Here is a 20,966-nt window from a genome sequence, read left to right as displayed (position 1 = left end):
AAGGCGGGAGCTTGTCTCCCGCCGGTACAAGACAGGAGCCCCGGACGCCGCTTTCGCGTTCGGGGCTTTCGAGCATGGGGATCTGCCACGCGGTACGGCAGGCACCCGGGGGGTCCGCAACAGACGGCCGTAGGCCGTGACGGCGCGGGGTTCCATGCAAGGCACCGGGCTTGCCCGGACATAAGAAAAGCGGTTCACAACAAAAACAGGGACTACTAATGAGTCAAACACTACTGTCCATACTGGCCTTCGTGCCGCTGGTGCTGGCGGGTGTCCTGCTGATCGGCTTTCGTTGGCCGGCCAAGTACGCGATGCCGCTGGTTTTCGTCCTCACTGCGCTGATCGGCCTGCTGGCCTGGGACATGACCCTCAACCGGGTCATCGCTTCTACCTTGCAAGGGTTGATCCTCACCGCGGCGATCCTCTGGATCATCTTCGGTGCGATCCTGCTGCTCAATACCCTCAAACACTCCGGTGGCATCTCGGCGATCCGGCGCGGCTTCTCCGACATCAGCCCCGACCGTCGCGTGCAGGCGCTGATCGTGGCCTGGCTGTTCGGTTGCTTCATCGAAGGGGCCTCCGGCTTCGGTACGCCTGCGGCGGTGGCGGCGCCGTTGCTGGTGGCGCTGGGCTTCCCGGCGCTGGCCGCGGTGGTGCTGGGCATGATGGTGCAATCCACGCCGGTGTCCTTCGGTGCCGTGGGTACGCCGATTCTGGTCGGTGTCGGCGCGGGTCTGGACAAGACCGGCATCAGCGCGCAGCTGGCGACCGTGGGCAGTAACTGGGAGGTGTTCTTCCACCTGATCTTCTCGCGGGTGGCGATCATCCATGCGCTGTGCGGCATCCTCATGCCGCTGATCATGATCAGCATCATGACGCGCTTCTTCGGCCGCAATAAGTCCTGGTCCGAAGGGCTGGTGGTGGCGCCGTTCGCCATCTTCACCGGCCTCTGCTTCGTGATTCCGTATGCCGCTGCCGGCGTGTTCCTCGGTCCGGAATTCCCCTCGATCATCGGTGCTCTGGTCGGTCTGGCCATCGTCGTACCGGCGGCCAAGGCCGGCTTCCTGCTGCCCAAGCAGAGCTGGGACTTTGCCCCGGCCAGCGAATGGCCGGCGGAGTGGATGGGCAAGATCGAGATGAAGATCGAGGACATCGCCGGCAAGACGCCGATCTCCGTGCCGATGGCCTGGGCGCCGTACCTGCTGCTGGCGGCATTCCTGGTGATCTCGCGGGTGTTCCCGGACGTCAAGGCGGCGTTGATGTCGCTCTCCTTCGGCTGGAAGGACATCCTCGGTGAAGCCGGCGTCTCCGGTACGCTGGAGCCGCTGTACCTGCCCGGTGGCATCCTCTGCATCGTCGTGGCGATCACCTTCTTCCTGCATCGCATGAGCGCGCGCGAGCTGGGGGCGGCGATCAACGAGTCGAGCCGGACGCTGCTCGGCGCGGGCTTCGTGCTGATCTTCACCATTCCGATGGTGCGTATCCTGATCAACTCGGGGGTCAACGGCTCCGATCTGGTGTCGATGCCGGTGGCGATGGCGCAGCTGGTGGCCGACAGCGTGGGTTCGGTGTATCCGTTCTTCGCGCCAGCGGTGGGTGCACTGGGGGCCTTCATCGCCGGTTCCAACACCGTGTCGAACCTGATGCTCTCGCAGTTCCAGTTCAACACCGCGGGCCTGCTGGGTCTGTCCGGTGCGCTGATGGTGGCGCTGCAGTCGGTGGGCGCGGCGGCGGGCAACATGATCGCCATCCACAACGTGGTCGCGGCTTCGGCTACCGTGGGCCTGCTCGGGCGCGAAGGCATCACCTTGCGCAAGACCATGCTGCCGACGCTGTACTACCTCGTCCTGGCCGGCAGCATCGGCCTGCTAGGCTTCTACGTACTGGGCATCACCGATCCGCTGGTGGGCGTCGCCCGCTGAGTACGCAGCAACCCTGAACGACGGGCGGCCTTGGCCGCCCGTTTCGTTCGTGGATGGCAAGTCCGTGCGTGCTCGTATAGCGTGCGGTTCGATGAATACGGTATCGAGGTCCGGAATGAACAAATGGCAATGCGTGGTATGCGGATTCATCTATGACGAAGCGGCGGGGTTGCCCGAGGAGGGCATCGCGCCGGGCACCCGCTGGGAAGACGTACCGGAAGACTGGACCTGCCCCGACTGCGGCGTCGGCAAGGTGGATTTCGAGATGGTCGTGGTCGCCTGAGCCACGCTTCGCACTACAACGAGGAGGACAACGTGACAGCACCTATCGTGATCATCGGCACCGGCCTGGCCGGCTACAACCTGGCGCGCGAGCTGCGCAAGCTCGACAGCGCGACGCCGCTGCTGCTGATCACCAGCGATGACGGGCGATCCTATTCCAAACCGCTGCTGTCCACCGGCTTCGCCATGGGTAAGGACGCCGACGGCCTGGGCCAGGCCGATGCCGGCGAGATGGCCGAGAAGCTCAATGCCGAAATCCGCACCCACACCCGGGTCACCCGCCTCGAGCCCGCGGCGCGCCGCATCTGGATCGACAACGAGCCGGTGGCCTATCGCGATCTGGTGCTGGCCTGGGGCGCGCAGACCATTCGCGTGCCGGTCGAGGGCGATGCGCAGGACGCGATCTTCCCGATCAACGACCTGCACGACTACCGCCGTTTCCGCACGGCGGCGCAGGGCAAGCGGCGTGTGCTGATTCTCGGCGCCGGGCTGATCGGCTGCGAATTCGCCAACGACCTGCTGACCGGCGGCTATCAGGTCGACGTGGTTGCGCCGAGCACGCAGATCATGCCCGGGCTGCTGCCGCTCGAGGCCGCCACCGCGGTGCAGGGCGGACTGCAGCAGCTCGGCGCGCGCTTTCACCTGGGGCCGGTACTGCAACGCCTCGATCGCACGGGCGACGGTCTGCAGGCGCGTCTCTCGGATGGGCAGACGCTGAGCTGCGACCTGGTGGTGAGCGCCGTCGGCCTGCGACCGCGCACCGAACTGGCCGCCGAGGCCGGTCTGCAGGTGGCGCGCGGCATCGTCGTCGATCGGCTGCTGCAGACCTCGCAGCCGCACATCTACGCACTGGGCGACTGCGCCGAAGTGGAAGGGCTCAGCCTGCTCTACGTGATGCCGCTGATGAGCGGCGTGCGCGCACTGGCCAGGACGCTGGCGGGCACCCCGACGATGGTCAGCTACGGTGCCATGCCGGTCACGGTCAAGACGCCGGTATGCCCGCTGGTGGTCTCGCCGCCGGCCGTTGGTGCCGAGGGCCACTGGTCCGTGGAGGCCCAGGGAGCCGACGTGCGTGCACGCTATCTGGCGCCCTCCGGCCAGCTGCTCGGCTATGCTCTGACAGGCGCGGCAACGCAGGAGCGGATGGCGCTGAATCGGCAGCTTCCGCCGGTATTGGCGGAACTGCCGCAAGTTCTGTCGCTAAAGGCCTGAGCCGGGATCGGACTTGAGTCGTAGAAGACTGGCGCAGGTGCTAGCAGCATGCCATTCTCGACGCGTCTGCCCGGTCTAGAGCCGTCGCAGCGCCTTAGAACGCTGCTCCTCGGAGCAGCAGGACACAACAACAACAAAGTCTCAGAGGCTTCCAATGCGCAAACCGGAACTCGCCGCAGCCATCGCCGAGAAGGCCGACCTTTCCAGGGATCAGGCCAATCGTGTACTCAACGCCGTGCTCGATGAAATCACCAATGCGCTGCACCGCAAGGACAGCGTGACCCTGGTCGGCTTCGGCACCTTCGTACCGCGCCATCGCGGCGCCCGCACCGGCAAGAACCCGCAGACCGGCGAGCCGGTCACCATCAAGGCCAGCAACACCGTGGCATTCAAGCCCGGCAAGATGCTCAAGGACGCCGTCAGCTGACGTGCGTTACCCGGAGCCCCAGCGGCTCCGGGTCAACTGACCGCCCGGTCGGCCGCCGACCCCGCCGTACCCGCACTTTCGTCCGCCGATCCAGCCTCTACAATGCGGCCTTCTCCTCGAATCGGTCGGACGTCACCATGAAATTCCGTTTCCTGCTTTGGATGCTGGGCCGCCTGATGGCCAAGGCCAGCCGTACCAACCCCGAGTTCCAGCAGCAGCTGGGCGACAAGAACCTGACCTTCCAGCTGCATACGCTCGACGGCAAGGTGGCGCGGCAGTTCGTCGTGCGCGACCAGCGTGTCACCAGCAAAAGCGGCCCGGCGAGCGAGCCGGCGTTTTCGCTGGGTTTCAGGGACGCGGTCTATGGGTTTGAGACCATGACGGCAAAGAACAAGCAACTGGCGTTCATGCAGGGGATTCAGGACAAGAACATTCAGATTCAGGGGAATCCGGCGCTGGTGATGTGGTTTCAGGGTCTGACCAAATACCTGACGCCTCGTAAGAAGAAGTGACTCTGCCGCGTCACCTTCAAGAACCGTAGGGTGGAGAACCGCGTAGCGTTTTCCACCTCGTAGGGCGTCCCTGCCGGCGGACGACGCCGCGCTTTCCTCGGCACGACCGAAGCGCAGGCTCCAGCATTCGCCGATAAGCCGGTCCGCGGGACTATGCCCCGTCCTGCTCCCGCCAAACCCTCGCCTCCTCCTTCAACCAATCGCGAAACGCCACCAAACTCGCCGACTCCACCTTGCGCTCCGGAATCATCAGGTAGTACGCCCGCGTCTCGCTGCGATAGGCGTGCGGATGCGCCAGCACCAGCCGTCCCTCGGCCAGTTCCCGCTGGATCAGGAACGGCGGGATCAGCGCCACCCCCATGCCATGCTCGGCCGCCTGCGCCAGCATGGAGAACAGCTCCAGCCGCGGTCCGGTCATGTCGCGGGCGACTTTCAACCCCAACGAATCGAACCACTGGCGCCAGGCATAAGGTCGGGTGGTCTGCTGCAGCAGCGGCATTTCGGCCAGGGCCTGGGTCGTGAACGGCTGACCGTCGCATAGCAGGGCCGAACTGCAGACTGGCTGCAGGTCCTCGGGCATCAGGTAGTGCGCCTCGGTACCGGACCAGTCGGCATCGCCGAAGTAGATGGCAGCATCGAACTCGGTATCGGCAAAGAGAAAGGGCCGGGTGCGGTTGGTCAGGTTCACCGTGATTTCCGGATGCAGCGCCTGGAAATGCCTGAGGCGCGGCACCAGCCACTGAGTGCCGAAGGTCGGCACCACGGCCAGCTCCAGGCTCATGGCGCCCTGCTGGCCCATCACCGACAGCGTGTCGCGCTCCACCGCGTCCAGCTGCGCGGCGATGCGGCGGGCGTAGGACTGGCCGGCGGCGGTGAGCTTCACGCCGCGCCGCGAACGGCGGAACAGCGCCAGGCCGAGGAATTCCTCCAGCCCGCCGATCTGCCGGCAGATGGCGCTCTGGGTCAGCGCCAGCTCGTCGGCCGCGCGGGTGAAGCTCTCGTGGCGGGCGGCGGCCTCGAAGGCGATCAGCGCGGCGGTACTAGGGATCTTGCGGCGCATTATGCAAAGACCTCACGGGATAAGCCTGATAATGGACCCGGAGCTTATCTCGGAGTGATCAAAACGCACAGCTTGGTGCGAAATCCTCGTTTGCGACGCACCGTCGCGGCGCCTAGGATCAGCTCATCCCGCCCGCGCGCCCGCGGTGCCGAAGACAACAAGAGGAGCCTCCCGAATGGCCGGCAAAGCAAGCTTCAACTGGATCGACCCGCTGCTGCTCGACCAGCAGCTGACCGAGGAAGAGCGCATGGTGCAGACCAGCGCCGCGCAGTTCGCCGCCGACAAGCTGGCGCCGCGGGTGCTGGAAGCCTTCCGCCATGAGCGCACCGATCCGGCGATCTTTCGCGAGATGGGCGAGACCGGCCTGCTCGGCGCGACCATTCCCGAAGCCTACGGCGGCAGCGGGCTGAACTACGTGTGCTACGGTCTGATCGCCCGCGAGGTCGAGCGCATCGATTCGGGCTACCGCTCGATGATGAGTGTGCAGTCCTCGCTGGTGATGGTGCCGATCTTCGAGTTCGGCAACGAGGCGACCAGGCAGAAGTACCTGCCCAAGCTGGCCAGCGGCGAATACATCGGCTGCTTCGGCCTCACCGAGCCGAACCACGGCTCCGACCCTGGCTCGATGGTCACCCGGGCGAAAAAGGTCGACGGCGGCTATCGCCTGTCCGGCAGCAAGATGTGGATCACCAACAGCCCGATCGCCGATGTCTTCGTGGTCTGGGCCAAGGATGACGCCGGCGAGATTCGCGGCTTCGTGCTGGAAAAGGGCTGGGAAGGGCTGTCCGCCCCGACGATTCACGGAAAAGTCGGCCTGCGCGCCTCGATCACCGGCGAGATCGTCATGGACAACGTGTTCTGCCCGGAAGAGAACGCCTTCCCCGATGTGCGCGGGCTGAAGGGGCCGTTCACCTGCCTGAACAGTGCCCGCTACGGCATCAGCTGGGGTGCACTGGGCGCCGCCGAGTTCTGCTGGTACACCGCGCGCCAGTACGTGCTCGACCGCCAGCAGTTCGGTCGGCCGCTGGCGGCCAACCAGCTGATCCAGAAGAAGCTGGCCGACATGCAGACCGAGATCACCCTGGCCCTGCAGGGTTGCCTGCGCCTCGGCCGCATGAAGGACGAGGGCACCGCCGCGGTGGAAATCACCTCGATCATGAAGCGCAACAGCTGCGGCAAGGCACTCGACGTGGCGCGCATGGCGCGCGACATGATGGGCGGCAATGGCATCAGCGACGAGTTCGGCGTGGCCCGGCACCTGGTCAACCTGGAGGTGGTGAACACCTACGAGGGCACCCACGATGTGCATGCACTGATCCTCGGCCGCGCGCAGACCGGCATCCAGGCGTTCTTCTGACGGTTCGTAGGGTGGAAAACCGCGCCAGCGTTTTCCACCTTTGCTCCCGGTCCCGTATCCATTGGTGGAAAAGACCTGCGGTCATTTTCCACCCTACCCACGAAGGAAGTCGCGATGCCCGGCGCCCTGTCCCATATCCGCGTTCTCGACCTGTCGCGCGTGCTCGCCGGGCCCTGGTGCGGGCAGATCCTCGGTGATCTCGGCGCCGAGGTGATCAAAGTCGAGCGCCCCGGCACGGGCGACGATACCCGCCATTGGGGCCCGCCCTATCTCAAGGACCAGCACGGCGAGAACACCTCGGAGGCGGCCTATTACCTGACCGCCAACCGCAACAAGCAGTCGCTGACCGCCGACTTCACCCGGCCCGAGGGCCAACGCGTCATCCGCGAGCTGGTGGCGCAGTGCGATGTGCTGCTGGAGAATTTCAAGGTCGGTGGGCTGGCCGCCTACGGGTTGGATTACGAAAGCCTGAAGGCGATCAATCCGCGGCTGATCTACTGCTCGATCACCGGTTTCGGCCAGGACGGCCCCTACGCCACACGCGCCGGCTACGACTTCATGATCCAGGGGCTCGGCGGGCTGATGAGCCTGACCGGCCGCAGCGATGCGGAGGAGGGCGCCGGGCCGGTGAAGGTCGGCGTGGCGCTGACCGATATCCTCACCGGTCTGTACGCCACCGTTGGCGTGCTCGCTGCGCTGGCACATCGCGAACGCAGCGGCGAGGGCCAGCATATCGACACGGCGCTGCTCGACGTGCAGGTCGCCTGCCTCGGCAACCAGGCGCTCAACTATCTCACCACCGGCGTGGCGCCCAGGCGCATGGGCAATGCCCATCCGAACATCGTTCCCTATCAGGATTTCCCCACTGCCGACGGCGACATCATCCTCACCGTCGGCAACGACGGTCAGTTTCGCAAGTTCTGCGAAGTCGCCGGTCATCCCGAATGGGCCGCTGACCCGCGTTTCGCCAGCAACAAGGCGCGGGTCGCTCATCGTACCGAGCTGATTCCGCTGATTCGCCAGGCCACGGTGTTCCGCACCACCGCCGAATGGCTGGCGGCGCTGGAGCGGGCTGGAGTGCCTTGCGGGCCGGTCAACGACCTTGCCCAGGTGTTTGCCGACCCGCAGGTACGGCATCGTGGCCTCAAGGTCGACATGCCGCACCCGCTGGCCGGTAGCGTGCCGCAGGTGGCCAGCCCGCTGCGGCTGTCCGCTTCGCCAGTGGCGTACCGCAACCCGCCACCACTGCTCGGCGAGCACAGCGAGGCGCTGTTGCAGCGGCTGCTGGGCATGAACGACGAGCAGATCGCCGGCCTGCGCGCGGCCGGAGTGATCTAGCCTGGAGGCTATCTAGCTCAGAAGCCTTCCAGCACGATCTTGCCCTTGGCCTTGCCGCTTTCCAGCAGGGCATGGGCGCGACGCAGGTTGGCCGCGTTGATGGTGCCGAAGTGCTCGCCGAGGGTGGTGCGCAGCACGCCCAGATCGACCAGCTGGCTGACGCGCTGCAGCAGGTGGTGCTGCTCGATCATGTCCGGCGTCTCGAACAGTGAGCGGGTGAACATCAGCTCCCAGTGCAGCGACAGACTCTTGCGCTTGAGCTTCATCACGTCCAGCGGCTGGGCCGGATCGTCGATGAGCGCCAGGCGGCCCTGCGGCGTCAGTGCCTCGACCAGCTGGTCGAAATGCTGATCGGTCTGGGTCAGGCTGGCGACATGGCTGACGCTGGCGAAACCGGCGCGCTGCAGCTCGGCGTGCAGCGGCTGGCTATGGTCGATGACATGATGGGCGCCGAGTTCGCGGGCCCAGGCCTGGGTTTCCGGGCGCGAGGCGGTGGCGATCACGCTGACCTTCGTGAGCTGACGGGCCAGCTGCAGCATGATCGAACCGACGCCGCCGGCGGCACCGACGATCAGCAACTGCTGCCCGGCGCCCTGGCCTTCCACCAGTTGCAGGCGTTCGAACAGCAGCTCCCAGGCGGTGATGGCGGTCAGCGGCAGTGCGGCGGCCTCGGCGAAGCTCAGGCTCCGCGGCTTGCGCCCGACGATGCGCTCATCCACCAGATGGCGTTCGCTGTTGCCGCCGGCGCGGGCGATGGAGCCTGCGTAGAACACCTCGTCGCCGACCTTGAACAGGCTGACTTCGCTGCCCACCCCGACGACCACACCGGCGACGTCCCAGCCCAGCACCTTCGGCTGACCGCCCTCGGGCTGCGTGTTGCGGCGTACCTTGGTATCCACCGGGTTGACCGAAATGGCGCGCACCTCCACCAGCAGATCGCGCGGGCCGGGTACCGGCTCGGGCAGTTCCACGTCCTGCAGCGCGCGGGGATCGTCGATGGCGAGGGATTCAGAGTAGGCGACCGCTTTCATGCTGTTGCTCCGTATGGATTCGGTGGAGGGGCATGCTCAGCTATTTGACGCGGCGGAAAAACGGGGCGATAAGCGAGGCTCTTTCAACAGGATTTTGAAAATGCTGCGTATCGACGACCTGCAGCTGTTCGTCCGTACCGCCGACAGTGGCAGCCTTTCCGCCGCCGCGCGCGGGCTCGACGTGTCGCCGGCGGTGGCCAGTGCGGCCTTGAAGCGCCTGGAGGCGAGCCTGGGCGCGCGACTGTTCGTGCGCTCCACCCGCAGCCTGCGTCTGACCGCCGAGGGAGAGGCGTATCTGCTGCATGCCCGGGCAGCACTGGCCAGCCTGCACGAGGGCGCCCAGGCGCTCGCTGGCGGGCGTGAGGCGATCAGTGGTGTGCTGCAGCTGTCGGCGCCATCGGACTTCGGTCGCAACGTTCTGCTGCCCTGGCTCGACGAATTCCAGGCGAGTCATCCGCAGTTGCAGCTGCGCCTGCTGCTGGGCGACGGGCTGACCGATCTGTTCCGTCAGCCGGTGGACCTGGTCCTGCGCTATGGCGCGCCGGAGGATTCCAGCCTTGTCGCGCTGCCGGTCGCTGGCGAGAACCGCCGTGTGCTGTGCGCCTCGCCTGCCTACCTGCAGCGCCACGGCGAACCACGGCGGCTGGACGAGCTGGCGGCGCACAACTGCCTGCGCTTCATGCTCGCCGGACGTGTGCACGACCGCTGGTGCTTTCAGGAGGGACGGCGGGCGCTCACCGTGCAGGTCAGCGGTGATCGGGTCAGCGACGATGCCGACGTGGTGCGGCGCTGGGCGCTGGCCGGCGGTGGGCTGGCCTACAAGTCCTGGCTGGACATCGCCGACGACGTGGCCGCGGGCCGTCTACAGGTGCTGTTGCCAGACTGTCTCGGCGAGGCGGCGCCGCTCAGCCTGCTCTGCGCCCATCGCGCGCAGCTCGGCAAGCCGGTACGGCTGCTGCACGACTATCTGCAAACGCGCTGTTCGGCACTGCTGGCGCAGGCGCCCTGGCGCAATGGTGCTTACGTTCTGGCCGGTGCCTAGGCGCAGCGGCAATCGGTCCGCCTGAACTCTGCCGGCGCTTGGCTATCCTTATGCAGTAACCCACCACTGAAATGGACGAGCGGATCATGCAGACGCAGCGCTTCAGATCTACCTGGCAACTGGCGATTTTGCTGTTTTTCTCCGCGCTGCTCAGCGGCTGCGGCATCAACAACATTCCGCAGTACGACGAGCAGGTGAAATCCGCCTGGGCGCAGGTGGAGAACCAGTATCAGCGCCGCGCCGACCTGATCCCCAACCTGGTGGAGACAGTCAAGGGCTTCGCCCGCCAGGAGCAGGAAACCCTGACCGCAGTGATCGAGGCGCGGGCCAAGGCCACCTCCATCCAGGTGGACGCCAGCACCCTGGACAACCCCGAGCAGCTGCAGCAGTTCCAGCAGGCGCAGAACCAGCTGACCGGTGCGCTGAGTCGCCTGATGGTGGTTTCCGAGCGCTATCCGGAGCTGAAATCCAACCAGAACTTCCTGGCCCTGCAGTCACAGCTGGAGGGCACCGAAAACCGCATCGCCGTGGCACGGCGTGACTTCATTGCCGCGGTCGAACGCTACAACACCGAGATTCGCACCTTCCCCGGGCGCATCTGGCACACGCTGATGTACAGCGACATGCCGATCCGCGAAACCTTCGAGGCCACCGCCCAGAACGCCGAACAGGCGCCGCAAGTGAAATTCCAGTGAGATTCGCGTCGGTTCTGCTGCTCGGCCTGCTGTTCTGGGCTGCGGGCGTCGCCGCGCAGCCGCTGGCGTTGCCGGCGCTGAGCGGTCGGGTGGTGGATGGCGCCGAGCTGCTCGACGCCGCGACCGAGGCGCGCCTGACGCGCATGCTCGCCGCGCACGAGCAGGCCACCACCGAGCAGGTGGTGGTCGTGACCGTGCCGGATCTGCAGGGCCGCAGTATCGAGGAGTTTGGCGTGGCGCTGGGACGCGCCTGGGGGATCGGTCAGCGCGGCGAGGATAACGGCGCGCTGCTGATCGTGGCGCGCGACGAACGGCGAGTGCGCATCGAGGTCGGCTATGGCCTGGAAGGGCGGCTGACCGATGCGCAGTCTTCGCTGATCATCAACGGCATCATCGTGCCGGCCTTTCGCGAGGGCGATTTTGCGCGAGGCATCAGCGCCGGCGCCGAGGCGATGATCCAGGTGCTCGGCGGCGATCCGCTGCAAAGCGCGGCACTGCGCCCGGCAATGCCGATGGGTTCGCAGGAGCCGGGCGGCCTGGGCATCCTCGGATTCTTCCTGATGCTGGTGGCGATCTTCCTCATCGGCGGCGGTCGTGGCGGGCGCGGTGGTCGCCGCGCGCTGCTGCTCGGCGCGTTGCTGGGTGGCATGGGTCGCGGCGGTGGGGGCGGCTTCGGCGGCGGTGGAGTTTTTGGCGGAGGGGGCGGCGGCTTCGGCGGCGGCGGTGCCTCTGGTGGCTGGTAATCGAACGATGGACGCGCAATGACCTTACTGAGCGAGAGCGAGCTGCAACAGGTAGCCGCGGCGATCGAGCGCATCGAGCGCGACACCGATGCCGAGGTGGTGACCGTGCTGGCCGCGCAGGCCGACGACTACCGCTACATTCCGCTGCTCTGGGCCAGCCTGATCGCCTTGCTGCTGCCCGGCGCGTTGCTGTTCTTCGGCGGCTGGCTGAATGCCTGGCAGCAGCTGCTGGTGCAATGGGCGACGTTTCTCGTGCTGGCCGTGGCGTTCCGCGCGCCGGCGCTGACCAGTCGGCTGATTCCGCGCGCGGTGCGCAACTGGCGGGCCTGCAACCTGGCGCGACGGCAGTTCATCGAGCTGAACCTGCATCACACCGAGGCCGATACCGGCGTGCTGATCTTCGTCAGCGAGGCGGAGCGCTATGTGGAGATCCTCGTCGACCGCGGCATCGCCAGCCGTATCGACAATGCCGCCTGGGAGACGATTGTCGCCGCCTTCACCGAACGGGTGAAGCAGGGCCAGGTGCTCGAGGGCTTCCTCGGCTGCATCGAGTCGGCCGGCGCGCTGCTGGCGCGGCATGTGCCGGCCACCCATGCGCGCAACGAGCTGCCCAATCGGCTGGTGGTGCTGGACTAGCGGCGTTCGAGGAGGCCACCGCAGCTCCGCCGAACCCGTTCCCGAGGTGCGCCTCGCGCCGGCCTCAGGCCATCCCCGGCCCGTCGTCGCACGGCTTGTCCTGTGGCGCAGGCGAGAGCTCGAAGTGCTCAGCATGCTCCAGCGTGCTGGCGGCGACGCGATCGAGGGTGCCGATCTGGCCGCCGATGCTGCTGATGCTGGCGTCGCGGTGATGCGCGGGCAGCCGCTCGATAGCCGCCAGCACCTCTTCGCCGGGCACGGTTTCGCTGGCCAGCAGCCGCGCGGACACCTCGTCCAGCGCCGGCCGCAGCCGCTGCAGCAGTGCCTGGCAGTCACGTTCGAGCTGGCGGAGCAGATCATCGGCGGCGCGGATGGTGTCGCCCGAGTCGAACTCGATGTGCGCATCACGCACCGCCTGCAGGCTGAGCAGCGAGCCTTTCGGCCCCATGCCCAGCGCGCCGACCATCGACAGGGCGATCTTCGAGGCCTCCTGCAGGTCCTGCCCGGCACCGGACGAGACCTCATGGAAGTACAGCTGCTCGGCGCAGCGCCCGGCCAGCAGCATCTGGATGCGCGCGCGCAGCTCGGACTCCATGTGCAGGCGCTTGTCCTCCACCGGCGTCACCAGGGTCACGCCCAGCGCCTGGCCGCGCGGCAGGATGGTGACCTTCTCTACGCGGCCGACCTTGAGTTCGGCTGCCACCAGCGCGTGTCCGGCCTCGTGCACGGCGATGCGCTTGCGGTCGGTCGGCGACATCGGCGTCACGCCCGACGGCTGCTCGCCGATGCGGCAGGTTTCGACGGCATCGACGAAGTGGCCCATGTCGACCTGCGTGGCGCCCGTGCGGGCCGCCAGCAGAGCGGCATGGTTGACGATGTAGGCGATGGCCGCTGGCGTCAGCCCTACGCTGTTGCGTGCCAACTGGGGGAAGTCCAGATCGCTGGCGGCGCTGATCCGCCCGGCGTACAGGCGAAACAGCGCCTCGCGGTCGTCCAGTCCCGGCAGACCGACAGCGATGCTGCGGTCGAAACGGCCCTCGCGCACCAGCGCCGGGTCGAGCGAGTTGGGGAAGTTGGTCGCGCCCAGCACCAGCACGCCGCTGGCGCCGTCGAAGCCGTCCAGCTCGGCGAGGAACTGGTTGATGATGCGGTTGCTCTCGGCATCGCTGGAGCGTTGCTGTTCGGCGCGCTTGCCGATGCCGTCGATCTCGTCGATGAAGATGATGCACGGCGCCTGCTTGCGCGCGGTGCGGAACAACGCCTTGACCTTCTGGATGCCGACGCCGAAGTACATCGAGGAAAAGTCGCTGCCGGTCACCTGGATGAAACTGGCATTCGATTCGCTGGCCAGTGCCTTGGCCAGCTGGGTCTTGCCGGTGCCGGGCTCGCCGGTCAGCAGCACGCCCTTGGGCGGCCGTGCACCGAGGCGCGCGTAGGCGGCCGGATCGCGCAGGTAAGCGGTGACATCGGCGAGCGCCTGCTTGGCCTCCGCGGCGCCGATGACATCGGCGAAGGTCACGCCGCTGCCCTTGCGCTGTACCTCGAAGCCGCGGGTCTTGAGGATGAAGAACAGGGCGCCGCCGAGCAGCAGCAGGACCATGGGCGAGTAAGGCAGCAGGGACAGGTAGAACGGCTTGTCCGCCGCGGTTTCGAACAGCGTCAATGGAAACAGCTCGCCGCTGCTGGCGTAGTGGTCGAGCAGCAGTGCGGCGACCTGCCCGGACTGCTCCGGCACCCAGTAGCGCTGGCCGTCGCGGGCGCTGATGTAAACCGCGTCGGCGCCCAGTGCGGCGCTGGCGATGGCGCCGTCGCGCAGGTCGGCGAGCAGTCGGGAGAGGTCGCCGCGATGGGCTTCCCAGCTTTCGCGCGAGGTCTGCAGTTCGGCCAGCATGGCGGCCGCGGAACCGGCGGCCGGCGGTTGCACGGGTGTGGCGGGACGAGTCGCCCAGAAAGCCAGCACTGCGAGCAGCAGCAGGGCGAACATGGACAGCGCAAGACCCGGACGGCCCTGGTGCAAACGTGGTTTCTTCATTTCACATCCAATCGGGGCAGGCCCGACGCGTCGATAAAAACACTGCCCGACAGGGCAGACCACAGTTTTCTGATGCGGGCGAAACCCGCCGGCGCACAGCACGCTGTGCGTGCGGTCGCTAGCTTATGGATGCTGTTCTGTGCCAGACCGCTGGTCGGTTTTTAATCAACCGCCAGCGGCGAGGATACGGCAAGCGAGGTCGCCCGGACCGTCACGCGACGAACGGACGGCAGGTTTGCGACGAATGACAGGTCGTCGACGGAACCCTTTCGTGCTCTTGGGAGCAAGAGCGTATGCACACCCGACACCGCTCGCGCCGGTGCGATTGCATGCGGCGCTGCGGAATCTTTTGCCGATTTCAACTGCCTTAGTGGTTCGGCTTAATCATTGCCGTTCCGCTAGCTGTCGATTCGAGAGACCGATGAACGATCCGCACCTGAAGCTGTTGCGCTGCGTGGCCGGTTTGCCGGCGCTGTGGCTGGCCACGGCCGCTGCAACCGACCTGCCCGAGCCCAGCGGGCATGTGGCCCGCGTCGAGGGCGCGGCCTATGTCAGTAGCCGTGGTTATACCAATGCTGCCCGGGTCGGCCAGGCGATCATCCCCGGGGTAACGCTGAGCACCGGCGAAGGCGGCGCGCTGGGCGTGATCCTCAGCGACGGCAGTGTGCTTTCGTTCGGTCCGCACAGCGAGCTGGTGCTGGACGACTATCGCTTCGCCCCGGCCGAGGATCAGTTGCGGTTCGATGCGCGCCTGCAGCGTGGCACGTTGAATCTGCTCGGCGGCGATATAGCCCGTCTGGCACCGGGCGCCATTGCCGTGGACACCCCAGACGGCCGTGTGCGGCTGCACGGCGGCCAGATGTTGCTGAAGGTGGTGGAATGATGACCGGCTGGCGTGGGTGGGGCTTGGTCCTGCTGGCGGCGGTGCTCGCCGGTTGCAGTGGACGCTCCTACGTGATGCTGCCTGGCGCCGGCAGCGTGGCGCTCGCCGATCAGGAGCCACCGCAGCTGACGCAAGCCGGGCAGGGCATGACGCTGGCCGATGCGCGCCCGTTCAGCGTGAGCGCGTTGCGTCGCGAGCGGGACTTCCAGCGGACACTGGCGGCGCAACCGGCACTGCCGGAGCGCCACATGCTCCAGCTGCGCGCCGACGGCCAAGCCGACGCCGCCGCCGAGGTGGTCGTGCAGCAGATTCTGGAAGCCGTACGGCGTCGCGATTACCCGGTGGTTACGGTGATCGGCCATACCGATACGCTCGGCGCCGAGGCGGCCAATGTGCGGGTCGGCCTGCGTCGCGCGCAGGCGGTTGCCGAGCTGTTGAAGGCCCGTGGGCTGGAGACGATGGAGTTGCGGGTGACCAGTCACGGCGAGCGCAATCTGCTGGTGGCGACGCCGGATGCGACCGCCGAGCCGCGCAATCGCCGGGTCGAGGTATTGATTCGCTGAGCGCGGTCTGCGCTGAAGGAGGAGGCGCACCGGCTGGCGGTGCGCCAATCAGGTCAGTCGATGACCAGGATCGCGTCCATTTCCACCTGCGAACCCTTGGGCAGCGCAGCGATGCCAATGGCGGCGCGCGCCGGATAGGGTTGCTGGAAGTAACGGCCCATTACCTCGTTGACGGTCGCGAAGTTGCCCAGATCAGTGAGGAAGATGTTGAGCTTGACGACATCCTTCAGCGAACCGCCAGCGGCTTCGGCCACGGCCTTGAGGTTCTCGAAGACCTGCACCGCCTGGGCCTCGAAGCCCTCGACCAGCTCCATCGTCTTGGGGTCCAGCGGAATCTGGCCGGACAGGTAAACGGTATTGCCGGCCTTGATCGCCTGGGAGTAGGTGCCGATGGCAGCGGGGGCCTTGTCGGTGTTGATGACGGTCTTGCTCATGGAAACTCCTCTGCGGAATAGGCAATTGGCCGATCAGCATAATGGCTTGTGACAACCGCAGCCACCGTCGGCGATGACGTGCGAGTTGGCGGCTCCGGTGCCTTGCGGGACGAAACTCAGGCCCTGAGTCGCGTGATCCGGGTGACGCCCTTGATTGCGCGCAGTTTCTTGATCACCCGCGCGAGGTGCACGCGATCGTGCACGCTGACCACCAGCTGGACCACGCTGACACGCCCGTCGCGCTCGTCCATGCCGATCTTCTCAATGTTGCCGTCGGCGGCGTTGACGCTGCCGGCGAGCAGGGCGATCAGGCCACGCTGGTGCTCCAGCTCGATGCGCAGCTCGACGTTGAATTCGCCGGTGACGTCCTTGGCCCAGGACAGCTGGATGCATTTGTCCGGGTTGTGGCGGAATTCGGCGATGTTCCGGCAAGTGTCCAGGTGCACCACCATGCCTTTGCCGGCTGACAGGTGGCCGACGATCGGGTCGCCCGGGATCGGCGTGCAGCACTTGGCGTAGCTGAGTACCAGACCCTCGGTGCCGCGAATCGCCAGCGGGCCTTCGGCGCTGGGGGCCTGCTCGCCGTCGCTGGCCAGCAGGCGCCGGGCGATCACGTAGGCCATGCGATTGCCCAGGCCGATGTCCTCGAGCAGATCCTCGATGAATTCGACGTGGTACTCGGCGAGAACCTGGCGGATGCGTTCGGCGCTGATCTTGTCCAGGCTGGTCTCGAAGCCGGTGAGTGCCTTGTTCAGCAGGCGTTCACCGAGGCTGATGGATTCCGAGCGGCGCTGGAGTTTGAGCGCATGGCGGATATGGGTGCGCGCCTTGCCGGTGACCACGAAGTTCAGCCAGGCCGGATTCGGCCGTGCGCCCGGCGCGGTGACAATTTCCACCGTCGAGCCGCTTTCCAGCGCCTGCGACAGCGGCGCCAGGCGCCGGTTGACGCGGCAGGCGATGCAGGTGTTGCCGACGTCGGTGTGCACCGCGTAGGCGAAGTCCACCGCGGTGGAGCCCTTGGGCAGCTCCATGATGCGACCCTTGGGCGTGAAGACGTAGACCTCGTCCGGGAACAGATCGATCTTCACGCTCTCGATGAATTCCAGCGAGTTGCCGGCGCGCTGCTGCAGTTCCAGCACGCCCTTGACCCACTGCCGGGCGCGGGCATGGGTACCCTTGGGCACGTCGTTCTCGTCGGATTTGTACAGCCAGTGCGCGGCGATGCCGTTGTTGGCCATCTCTTCCATCTCGCGGGTGCGGATCTGGATTTCGATGGGCACGCCGTGCATGCCGAACAGCGTGGTGTGCAGCGACTGGTAGCCGTTGGCCTTGGGAATCGCGATGTAATCCTTGAAGCGGCCGGGTAGCGGCTTGTACAGGCTGTGCACGGCGCCGAGCACGCGGTAGCAGGTATCGACCTTGTCGACCACGATGCGGAAGGCGTAGACGTCCATGATCTCGTTGAATGCCTTGCGCTTGCCGCGCATCTTCTTGTAGATGCTGAACAGGTGCTTCTCGCGGCCCATCACCTCGCCTTCCAGGCCATCGCGCGCGAGGCAGTGAATCAACGACTGCTCGATCTTCTCGACGATCTCGTTGCGGTTGCCGCGGGCGCGCCGCACCGCGGCGCGAATGCGCTCGGAGCGCATCGGATGCATGGCCTTGAAGCCGAGGTCCTCGAACTCCACGCGCATCGAGTGCATGCCCAGACGGTTGGCGATGGGCGCGTAGATTTCCAGGGTTTCCTTGGCGATGCGCCGGCGTTTCTCGCCGGCCAGCACTTCGAGGGTGCGCATGTTGTGCAGGCGATCGGCGAGCTTGACCAGGATGACGCGGATGTCGCGCGCCATGGCCATGGCCATCTTCTGGAAGTTTTCGGCCTGCGCCTCGGCCTTGGTTTCGAAGTTCATCTGGGTCAGCTTGCTGACCCCGTCGACCAGTTCGGCAACGGTTTCGCCGAATTGCGCAACCAGCGCTTCCTTGGGAATGCCGGTGTCCTCGATGACGTCGTGCAGCATTGCGGCCATCAGGCTCTGATGGTCCATGTGCATGTCGGCGAGGATGTTGGCTACCGCGAGGGGATGGGTGACGTACGCTTCACCGCTGCGCCGGCGCTGCCCGTCGTGGGCCTGCTCGGCGTAGAAGTAGGCCCGGCGGACCAGGTTGACCTGGTCCGGGCCGAGGTAGGTCGACAGGCGATCGGCAAGCGTATCTATGGCTGGCAAGGCTGTGCTCCTTGCCGGCGCGATGTAGGCTCGGCGGTTCGACTTCGACCTGGCATTTAATCAGATGGCCTCGTTGGGCTCTTCCTCGTACTGGATGAAGAGCGGCTCGTCGTCGACGATTTCATCCTGTGCAATGACATCGTAGTCGACCAGGCCGGAAGCGATCTCGCGCAGGGCGACGACGGTCGGCTTGTCGTTTTCCCAGGCCACCTTCGGCTCCTTGCCGCCGGTCGCCAGCTGGCGTGCACGCTTGGTGGCCAGCATGACCAACTCGAAGCGGTTATCGACGTTGTCCAGGCAATCTTCAACGGTAACGCGGGCCATGGTGTTCCTCGTGAGCAATAGCGGTATAGCGGGCCCGGATGGGCGAGCGGACGGAATAGTCTAAAAAATCACCATCGCGAATGGAAGCGCTGTTTGGGCGTGGGAGCGGGCGCGGATGCCCGTCGGCGCACGCTCAGAGGTATTCCGGCTTGAGAATGCCCTGGAGTTGCGCATGCGGAATGAACAGCTCCGGATGCCCGCTGGAGTAAGGCGCGATGCTGTAGACGTCATACTTGAGCAGCACGCCGTCCTCGAGCAGGGCGATATGCGCGGTCTGCTGGAACGGCCACTGCTCGCGGAAGTCGGAGTTCTGTGCCTGGTCGTTCTGCGTCAACCAGCGCTGGTGGGCCTGGCGGGCGGCGCGCCAGAAATTGCCTTCCTGGCCGGGGATCAGCAGGTCTTCCAGGCGCAGTTCGCGGTGCCGTGCGCTGTCGTAATTGATGAAGCCGCGCCCCGGCATGCCGTGGGCGCCTCCGGTATAGAGGTAGCTGGACAGCTCGATCACCGTGATGTCGCCATGTTGCTCACGCACCTTGGCCTGCAGATAGCTGGCCCAGCCAGGTTCGGCGTCGCGCAGGAACTCGGTCTGGTAGGCGTCCAGCGACGCCGGCAGCCGTGCATCCGGTGCGTTGAGCGTCATGCGACGCAGGCGCTCGTCGATCAGACGGTCGAGCTGCGGCTCGTCGGCAAAGTGCAGCGTGTCGATATTGACCAGCGGACAATCCTCGCCTTCGCAACCGCGCGGACGTTCCTCGGTGAGGCGCTGCGTGGCCTGCGGCGCTTGTTGCAATGGGCTGTGCTGGCAGGCGCCGAGCAACAGCAGGCTGGCCAGCAGGGCGTAGACGGGAAAACGTGCGGTAGCGGTCGGATGGCTCATGGTTCGCCTGTCGGGGTGAGGTGCCGTTTCGAGTTCGTCGGGTGTCTGAAGTTCGGCCGTGAGCGAATCCGGGCGCCTTGCATCGGTCAGCTGAGGGCTGCGGCGGTGTTGACGGCGCGCTAGGATGATCACGGAGACGGCTCACGATGTGCGGCTGTAGTCATGCCAGTGCCGGCGCAGTGCGGATCATGTCAGCCGCTGCGCGGGTGCGGTCCAACCGAATGTGAGTGATGTCCAGATGAGCGAGACTTTCAAGCCCGGCCCGGATGATGTCCAGATCCTGCGACGCGAGCAATGCTTCAGCGGTTTTTACCGCCTGGAGCGCCTGCACCTGCGTCATCGCCAGTTCAACGGTGCGATGGGCGCGGAGCTGAGTCGTGAGCTGTTCGTGCGTCATGATGCGGTGTGCGTGCTGCCCTACGATCCATGCCTGGACCGGGTGGTGCTGATCGAGCAGTTCCGCGTCGGCGCGCTGGGCAAGGCGAGCAATCCCTGGTTGATCGAGCTGGTCGCCGGGCTGATCGATACGGACGAACAGCCCGAGGAGGTGGCGCGCCGCGAGGCCATCGAGGAGGCCGGGCTGGAGCTGGGCGAGCTGTGGCCGGTGACCCGCTACTTTCCGTCGCCGGGCGGCAGCGACGAGCAGGTCCACCTGTTCGTCGGTCGGTGCGACAGCCAAAACGCTGAAGGTATATTCGGCCTGGCCGAGGAGGGCGAGGACATTCGTGTGCACGTCTGGAAGCTGCAGCAGGCGCTGCAGGCCGTGCGTGACGGGCGCATCGACAACGCTGCGAGCATCATCGCCCTGCAATGGCTGGCGCTGAACCGCGATGACGTGCGGGGAGCCTGGCAATGAACCGGCGCCGCGAGCGCTACCGGGTCGACCTGCCCGAGCTGCAGGCGACCTGCGAGGCCAATTACCTGCGCCTGCTGCGTCTGCTGCCGGAGATGCGCCAGCCCGGCCGTACCCGGCGCATCGCCATCAGCCAGGGCGATCAGCTGCTCGGCGTGCTGGTGCTGCAGGTGCTGGAAAACTGCCCCTACACCACCACCGTGCAGGTCAGCCAGGAGCACTGCCTGAGCTGGCTGCCGGTGCCGAGGATGGAGGTGCGCGTGTATCACGACGCGCGCATGGCCGAAGTGGTCCGCGCGCAGAATGCCCGGCGCCTGCGTGGCATCTACCATTACCCCAACGCACAGATGCATCAGCCGGACGAAAAGAGCCAGCTCAACCTGTTCCTCGGCGAGTGGCTCAGCCATTGCCAGGCGTGCGGCCACGAACTCGAGCCGGTGCTCTGAGCGTCCGTCGCCGGCGCCGTTCTGTGACCCACGCCCACTTCCCGCGGTTTCCCTCCCGTCTGCAGCCAACCA

The 20,966-nt window shown here is 66.3% G+C and carries 22 protein-coding genes; 15 read left to right on the top strand and 7 right to left on the bottom strand.

All coding sequences use genetic code 11. From position 1 onward, the window contains the following. Positions 1-218 precede the first annotated feature (218 nt). The 5 genes from HU825_RS03020 (at position 219) to HU825_RS03000 (ending at position 4,355) form a co-directional block, all read left to right on the top strand. Positions 219-1,922 (top strand): L-lactate permease, encoded by a 1,704-nt coding sequence (locus tag HU825_RS03020; RefSeq protein ID WP_054094066.1) that lies wholly within the window; start codon positions 219-221, stop codon positions 1,920-1,922. A 115-nt stretch (positions 1,923-2,037) separates the two neighbouring features. Further along, positions 2,038-2,205 carry a rubredoxin gene (locus tag HU825_RS03015; protein ID WP_234302873.1) on the top strand — a complete coding sequence of 56 codons (168 nt, stop codon included), beginning with the start codon at positions 2,038-2,040 and terminating at the stop codon, positions 2,203-2,205. 32 nt (positions 2,206-2,237) lie between these two features. Then, the gene (locus HU825_RS03010; RefSeq protein ID WP_234302872.1) at positions 2,238-3,416 is read left to right on the top strand and encodes an FAD-dependent oxidoreductase; all 1,179 of its coding nucleotides are present in this window, start codon (positions 2,238-2,240) and stop codon (positions 3,414-3,416) included. A gap of 154 nt (positions 3,417-3,570) precedes the next feature. Continuing rightward, positions 3,571-3,843 (top strand): HU family DNA-binding protein, encoded by a 273-nt coding sequence (locus HU825_RS03005; RefSeq protein ID WP_043299591.1) that lies wholly within the window; start codon positions 3,571-3,573, stop codon positions 3,841-3,843. A 137-nt stretch (positions 3,844-3,980) separates the two neighbouring features. Further along, positions 3,981-4,355: a hypothetical protein gene (locus HU825_RS03000; protein WP_043299593.1), complete on the top strand. Its 375-nt coding sequence runs from the start codon at positions 3,981-3,983 to the stop codon at positions 4,353-4,355. Positions 4,356-4,506: 151 nt separating this feature from the next. Here the strand turns inward: HU825_RS03000 and HU825_RS02995 are convergent, their stop codons facing one another. Next, entirely contained in the window at positions 4,507-5,415 is a 909-nt protein-coding gene (locus HU825_RS02995; RefSeq protein ID WP_234302871.1) for a LysR family transcriptional regulator, read from the bottom strand. A 175-nt stretch (positions 5,416-5,590) separates the two neighbouring features. Here HU825_RS02995 and HU825_RS02990 point away from each other — a divergent pair, with 175 nt between their 5' ends. Together HU825_RS02990 and HU825_RS02985 are read left to right on the top strand one after the other, a co-directional pair. Continuing rightward, a complete protein-coding gene (locus HU825_RS02990; protein WP_234302870.1) occupies positions 5,591-6,772 on the top strand; it encodes an acyl-CoA dehydrogenase in 1,182 nt (393 codons plus the stop codon). A 114-nt stretch (positions 6,773-6,886) separates the two neighbouring features. Beyond that, entirely contained in the window at positions 6,887-8,110 is a 1,224-nt protein-coding gene (locus HU825_RS02985; protein ID WP_234302869.1) for a CaiB/BaiF CoA transferase family protein, read from the top strand. Positions 8,111-8,127: 17 nt separating this feature from the next. Here HU825_RS02985 and HU825_RS02980 read toward each other — a convergent pair whose 3' ends face one another. Continuing rightward, positions 8,128-9,141 carry a zinc-binding alcohol dehydrogenase family protein gene (locus HU825_RS02980; RefSeq protein ID WP_234302868.1) on the bottom strand — a complete coding sequence of 338 codons (1,014 nt, stop codon included), beginning with the start codon at positions 9,139-9,141 and terminating at the stop codon, positions 8,128-8,130. Positions 9,142-9,241: 100 nt separating this feature from the next. Here HU825_RS02980 and HU825_RS02975 point away from each other — a divergent pair, with 100 nt between their 5' ends. The 4 genes from HU825_RS02975 to HU825_RS02960 all read left to right on the top strand — a co-directional run bounded on the left by HU825_RS02975 (position 9,242) and on the right by HU825_RS02960 (position 12,257). Further along, entirely contained in the window at positions 9,242-10,183 is a 942-nt protein-coding gene (locus HU825_RS02975) for a LysR family transcriptional regulator (RefSeq protein WP_234302867.1), read from the top strand. A gap of 71 nt (positions 10,184-10,254) precedes the next feature. Then, a complete protein-coding gene (locus HU825_RS02970) occupies positions 10,255-10,878 on the top strand; it encodes a LemA family protein (protein WP_175415054.1) in 624 nt (207 codons plus the stop codon). After that, positions 10,875-11,621 carry a TPM domain-containing protein gene (locus tag HU825_RS02965; protein WP_234302866.1) on the top strand — a complete coding sequence of 249 codons (747 nt, stop codon included), beginning with the start codon at positions 10,875-10,877 and terminating at the stop codon, positions 11,619-11,621. The genes HU825_RS02970 and HU825_RS02965 overlap by 4 nt, the downstream gene beginning before the upstream one ends. An 18-nt stretch (positions 11,622-11,639) precedes the next feature. Further along, positions 11,640-12,257 carry a TPM domain-containing protein gene (locus HU825_RS02960; RefSeq protein ID WP_234302865.1) on the top strand — a complete coding sequence of 206 codons (618 nt, stop codon included), beginning with the start codon at positions 11,640-11,642 and terminating at the stop codon, positions 12,255-12,257. Between the two features lie 64 nt (positions 12,258-12,321). On the opposite strand, the gene HU825_RS02955 is transcribed toward HU825_RS02960, so the two are convergent. Next, positions 12,322-14,289 (bottom strand): AAA family ATPase, encoded by a 1,968-nt coding sequence (locus HU825_RS02955; protein WP_234302864.1) that lies wholly within the window; start codon positions 14,287-14,289, stop codon positions 12,322-12,324. 421 nt (positions 14,290-14,710) lie between these two features. Here HU825_RS02955 and HU825_RS02950 point away from each other — a divergent pair, with 421 nt between their 5' ends. Together HU825_RS02950 and HU825_RS02945 are read left to right on the top strand one after the other, a co-directional pair. Then, the gene (locus HU825_RS02950; RefSeq protein WP_054094077.1) at positions 14,711-15,172 is read left to right on the top strand and encodes a FecR domain-containing protein; all 462 of its coding nucleotides are present in this window, start codon (positions 14,711-14,713) and stop codon (positions 15,170-15,172) included. After that, positions 15,169-15,735: an OmpA family protein gene (locus HU825_RS02945; protein WP_431978441.1), complete on the top strand. Its 567-nt coding sequence runs from the start codon at positions 15,169-15,171 to the stop codon at positions 15,733-15,735. Before HU825_RS02950 ends, HU825_RS02945 begins: the two co-directional genes overlap by 4 nt. Positions 15,736-15,788: 53 nt before the next feature. On the opposite strand, the gene HU825_RS02940 is transcribed toward HU825_RS02945, so the two are convergent. The 4 genes from HU825_RS02940 to HU825_RS02925 form a co-directional block, all read right to left on the bottom strand. After that, the gene (locus tag HU825_RS02940) at positions 15,789-16,169 is read right to left on the bottom strand and encodes a RidA family protein (RefSeq protein WP_043297766.1); all 381 of its coding nucleotides are present in this window, start codon (positions 16,167-16,169) and stop codon (positions 15,789-15,791) included. A 116-nt stretch (positions 16,170-16,285) separates the two neighbouring features. Beyond that, the gene (gene spoT, locus HU825_RS02935) at positions 16,286-18,394 is read right to left on the bottom strand and encodes a bifunctional GTP diphosphokinase/guanosine-3',5'-bis pyrophosphate 3'-pyrophosphohydrolase (protein WP_043297765.1); all 2,109 of its coding nucleotides are present in this window, start codon (positions 18,392-18,394) and stop codon (positions 16,286-16,288) included. 60 nt (positions 18,395-18,454) lie between these two features. Continuing rightward, entirely contained in the window at positions 18,455-18,718 is a 264-nt protein-coding gene (rpoZ, locus tag HU825_RS02930; protein WP_043297764.1) for a DNA-directed RNA polymerase subunit omega, read from the bottom strand. A 133-nt stretch (positions 18,719-18,851) separates the two neighbouring features. Continuing rightward, positions 18,852-19,595 (bottom strand): RsiV family protein, encoded by a 744-nt coding sequence (locus tag HU825_RS02925; protein ID WP_043297762.1) that lies wholly within the window; start codon positions 19,593-19,595, stop codon positions 18,852-18,854. 238 nt (positions 19,596-19,833) lie between these two features. On the opposite strand from HU825_RS02925, the gene HU825_RS02920 reads away from it, so the two are divergent. Next, a complete protein-coding gene (locus tag HU825_RS02920) occupies positions 19,834-20,451 on the top strand; it encodes an NUDIX domain-containing protein (RefSeq protein WP_234302863.1) in 618 nt (205 codons plus the stop codon). Beyond that, positions 20,448-20,894, top strand: coding sequence for a DUF1249 domain-containing protein (locus tag HU825_RS02915; RefSeq protein WP_054094081.1), 447 nt, complete (start codon positions 20,448-20,450; stop codon positions 20,892-20,894). Before HU825_RS02920 ends, HU825_RS02915 begins: the two co-directional genes overlap by 4 nt. Positions 20,895-20,966 lie beyond the last annotated feature (72 nt).

Source organism: Pseudomonas phenolilytica (assembly GCF_021432765.1).
Classification (GTDB): Bacteria; Pseudomonadota; Gammaproteobacteria; order Pseudomonadales; family Pseudomonadaceae; genus Stutzerimonas; species Stutzerimonas phenolilytica.
Note: the sequence above shows the minus strand (reverse complement) of the source record. Positions and strands in the feature narration are given on the sequence as shown.

Excerpts from the sequence above, each read along its gene's own strand:
- HU825_RS03020 (WP_054094066.1), top strand. The coding sequence starts at position 219 with ATGAGTCAAACACTACTGTCCATACTGGCCTTCGTGCCGCTGGTGCTG.
- HU825_RS02980 (WP_234302868.1), bottom strand. The coding sequence starts at position 9,141 with ATGAAAGCGGTCGCCTACTCTGAATCCCTCGCCATCGACGATCCCCGC.
- HU825_RS02950 (WP_054094077.1), top strand. The coding sequence starts at position 14,711 with ATGAACGATCCGCACCTGAAGCTGTTGCGCTGCGTGGCCGGTTTGCCG.
- HU825_RS02995 (WP_234302871.1), bottom strand. The coding sequence starts at position 5,415 with ATGCGCCGCAAGATCCCTAGTACCGCCGCGCTGATCGCCTTCGAGGCC.
- HU825_RS02920 (WP_234302863.1), top strand. The coding sequence starts at position 19,834 with ATGAGCGAGACTTTCAAGCCCGGCCCGGATGATGTCCAGATCCTGCGA.
- HU825_RS03005 (WP_043299591.1), top strand. The coding sequence starts at position 3,571 with ATGCGCAAACCGGAACTCGCCGCAGCCATCGCCGAGAAGGCCGACCTT.
- rpoZ (WP_043297764.1), bottom strand. The coding sequence starts at position 18,718 with ATGGCCCGCGTTACCGTTGAAGATTGCCTGGACAACGTCGATAACCGC.
- HU825_RS03000 (WP_043299593.1), top strand. The coding sequence starts at position 3,981 with ATGAAATTCCGTTTCCTGCTTTGGATGCTGGGCCGCCTGATGGCCAAG.
- HU825_RS02925 (WP_043297762.1), bottom strand. The coding sequence starts at position 19,595 with ATGAGCCATCCGACCGCTACCGCACGTTTTCCCGTCTACGCCCTGCTG.
- HU825_RS02940 (WP_043297766.1), bottom strand. The coding sequence starts at position 16,169 with ATGAGCAAGACCGTCATCAACACCGACAAGGCCCCCGCTGCCATCGGC.
- HU825_RS02970 (WP_175415054.1), top strand. The coding sequence starts at position 10,255 with ATGGACGAGCGGATCATGCAGACGCAGCGCTTCAGATCTACCTGGCAA.
- HU825_RS02955 (WP_234302864.1), bottom strand. The coding sequence starts at position 14,289 with ATGAAGAAACCACGTTTGCACCAGGGCCGTCCGGGTCTTGCGCTGTCC.
- HU825_RS02975 (WP_234302867.1), top strand. The coding sequence starts at position 9,242 with ATGCTGCGTATCGACGACCTGCAGCTGTTCGTCCGTACCGCCGACAGT.
- HU825_RS03015 (WP_234302873.1), top strand. The coding sequence starts at position 2,038 with ATGAACAAATGGCAATGCGTGGTATGCGGATTCATCTATGACGAAGCG.
- HU825_RS02985 (WP_234302869.1), top strand. The coding sequence starts at position 6,887 with ATGCCCGGCGCCCTGTCCCATATCCGCGTTCTCGACCTGTCGCGCGTG.
- HU825_RS02945 (WP_431978441.1), top strand. The coding sequence starts at position 15,169 with ATGATGACCGGCTGGCGTGGGTGGGGCTTGGTCCTGCTGGCGGCGGTG.
- HU825_RS02915 (WP_054094081.1), top strand. The coding sequence starts at position 20,448 with ATGAACCGGCGCCGCGAGCGCTACCGGGTCGACCTGCCCGAGCTGCAG.
- HU825_RS02990 (WP_234302870.1), top strand. The coding sequence starts at position 5,591 with ATGGCCGGCAAAGCAAGCTTCAACTGGATCGACCCGCTGCTGCTCGAC.
- HU825_RS02960 (WP_234302865.1), top strand. The coding sequence starts at position 11,640 with ATGACCTTACTGAGCGAGAGCGAGCTGCAACAGGTAGCCGCGGCGATC.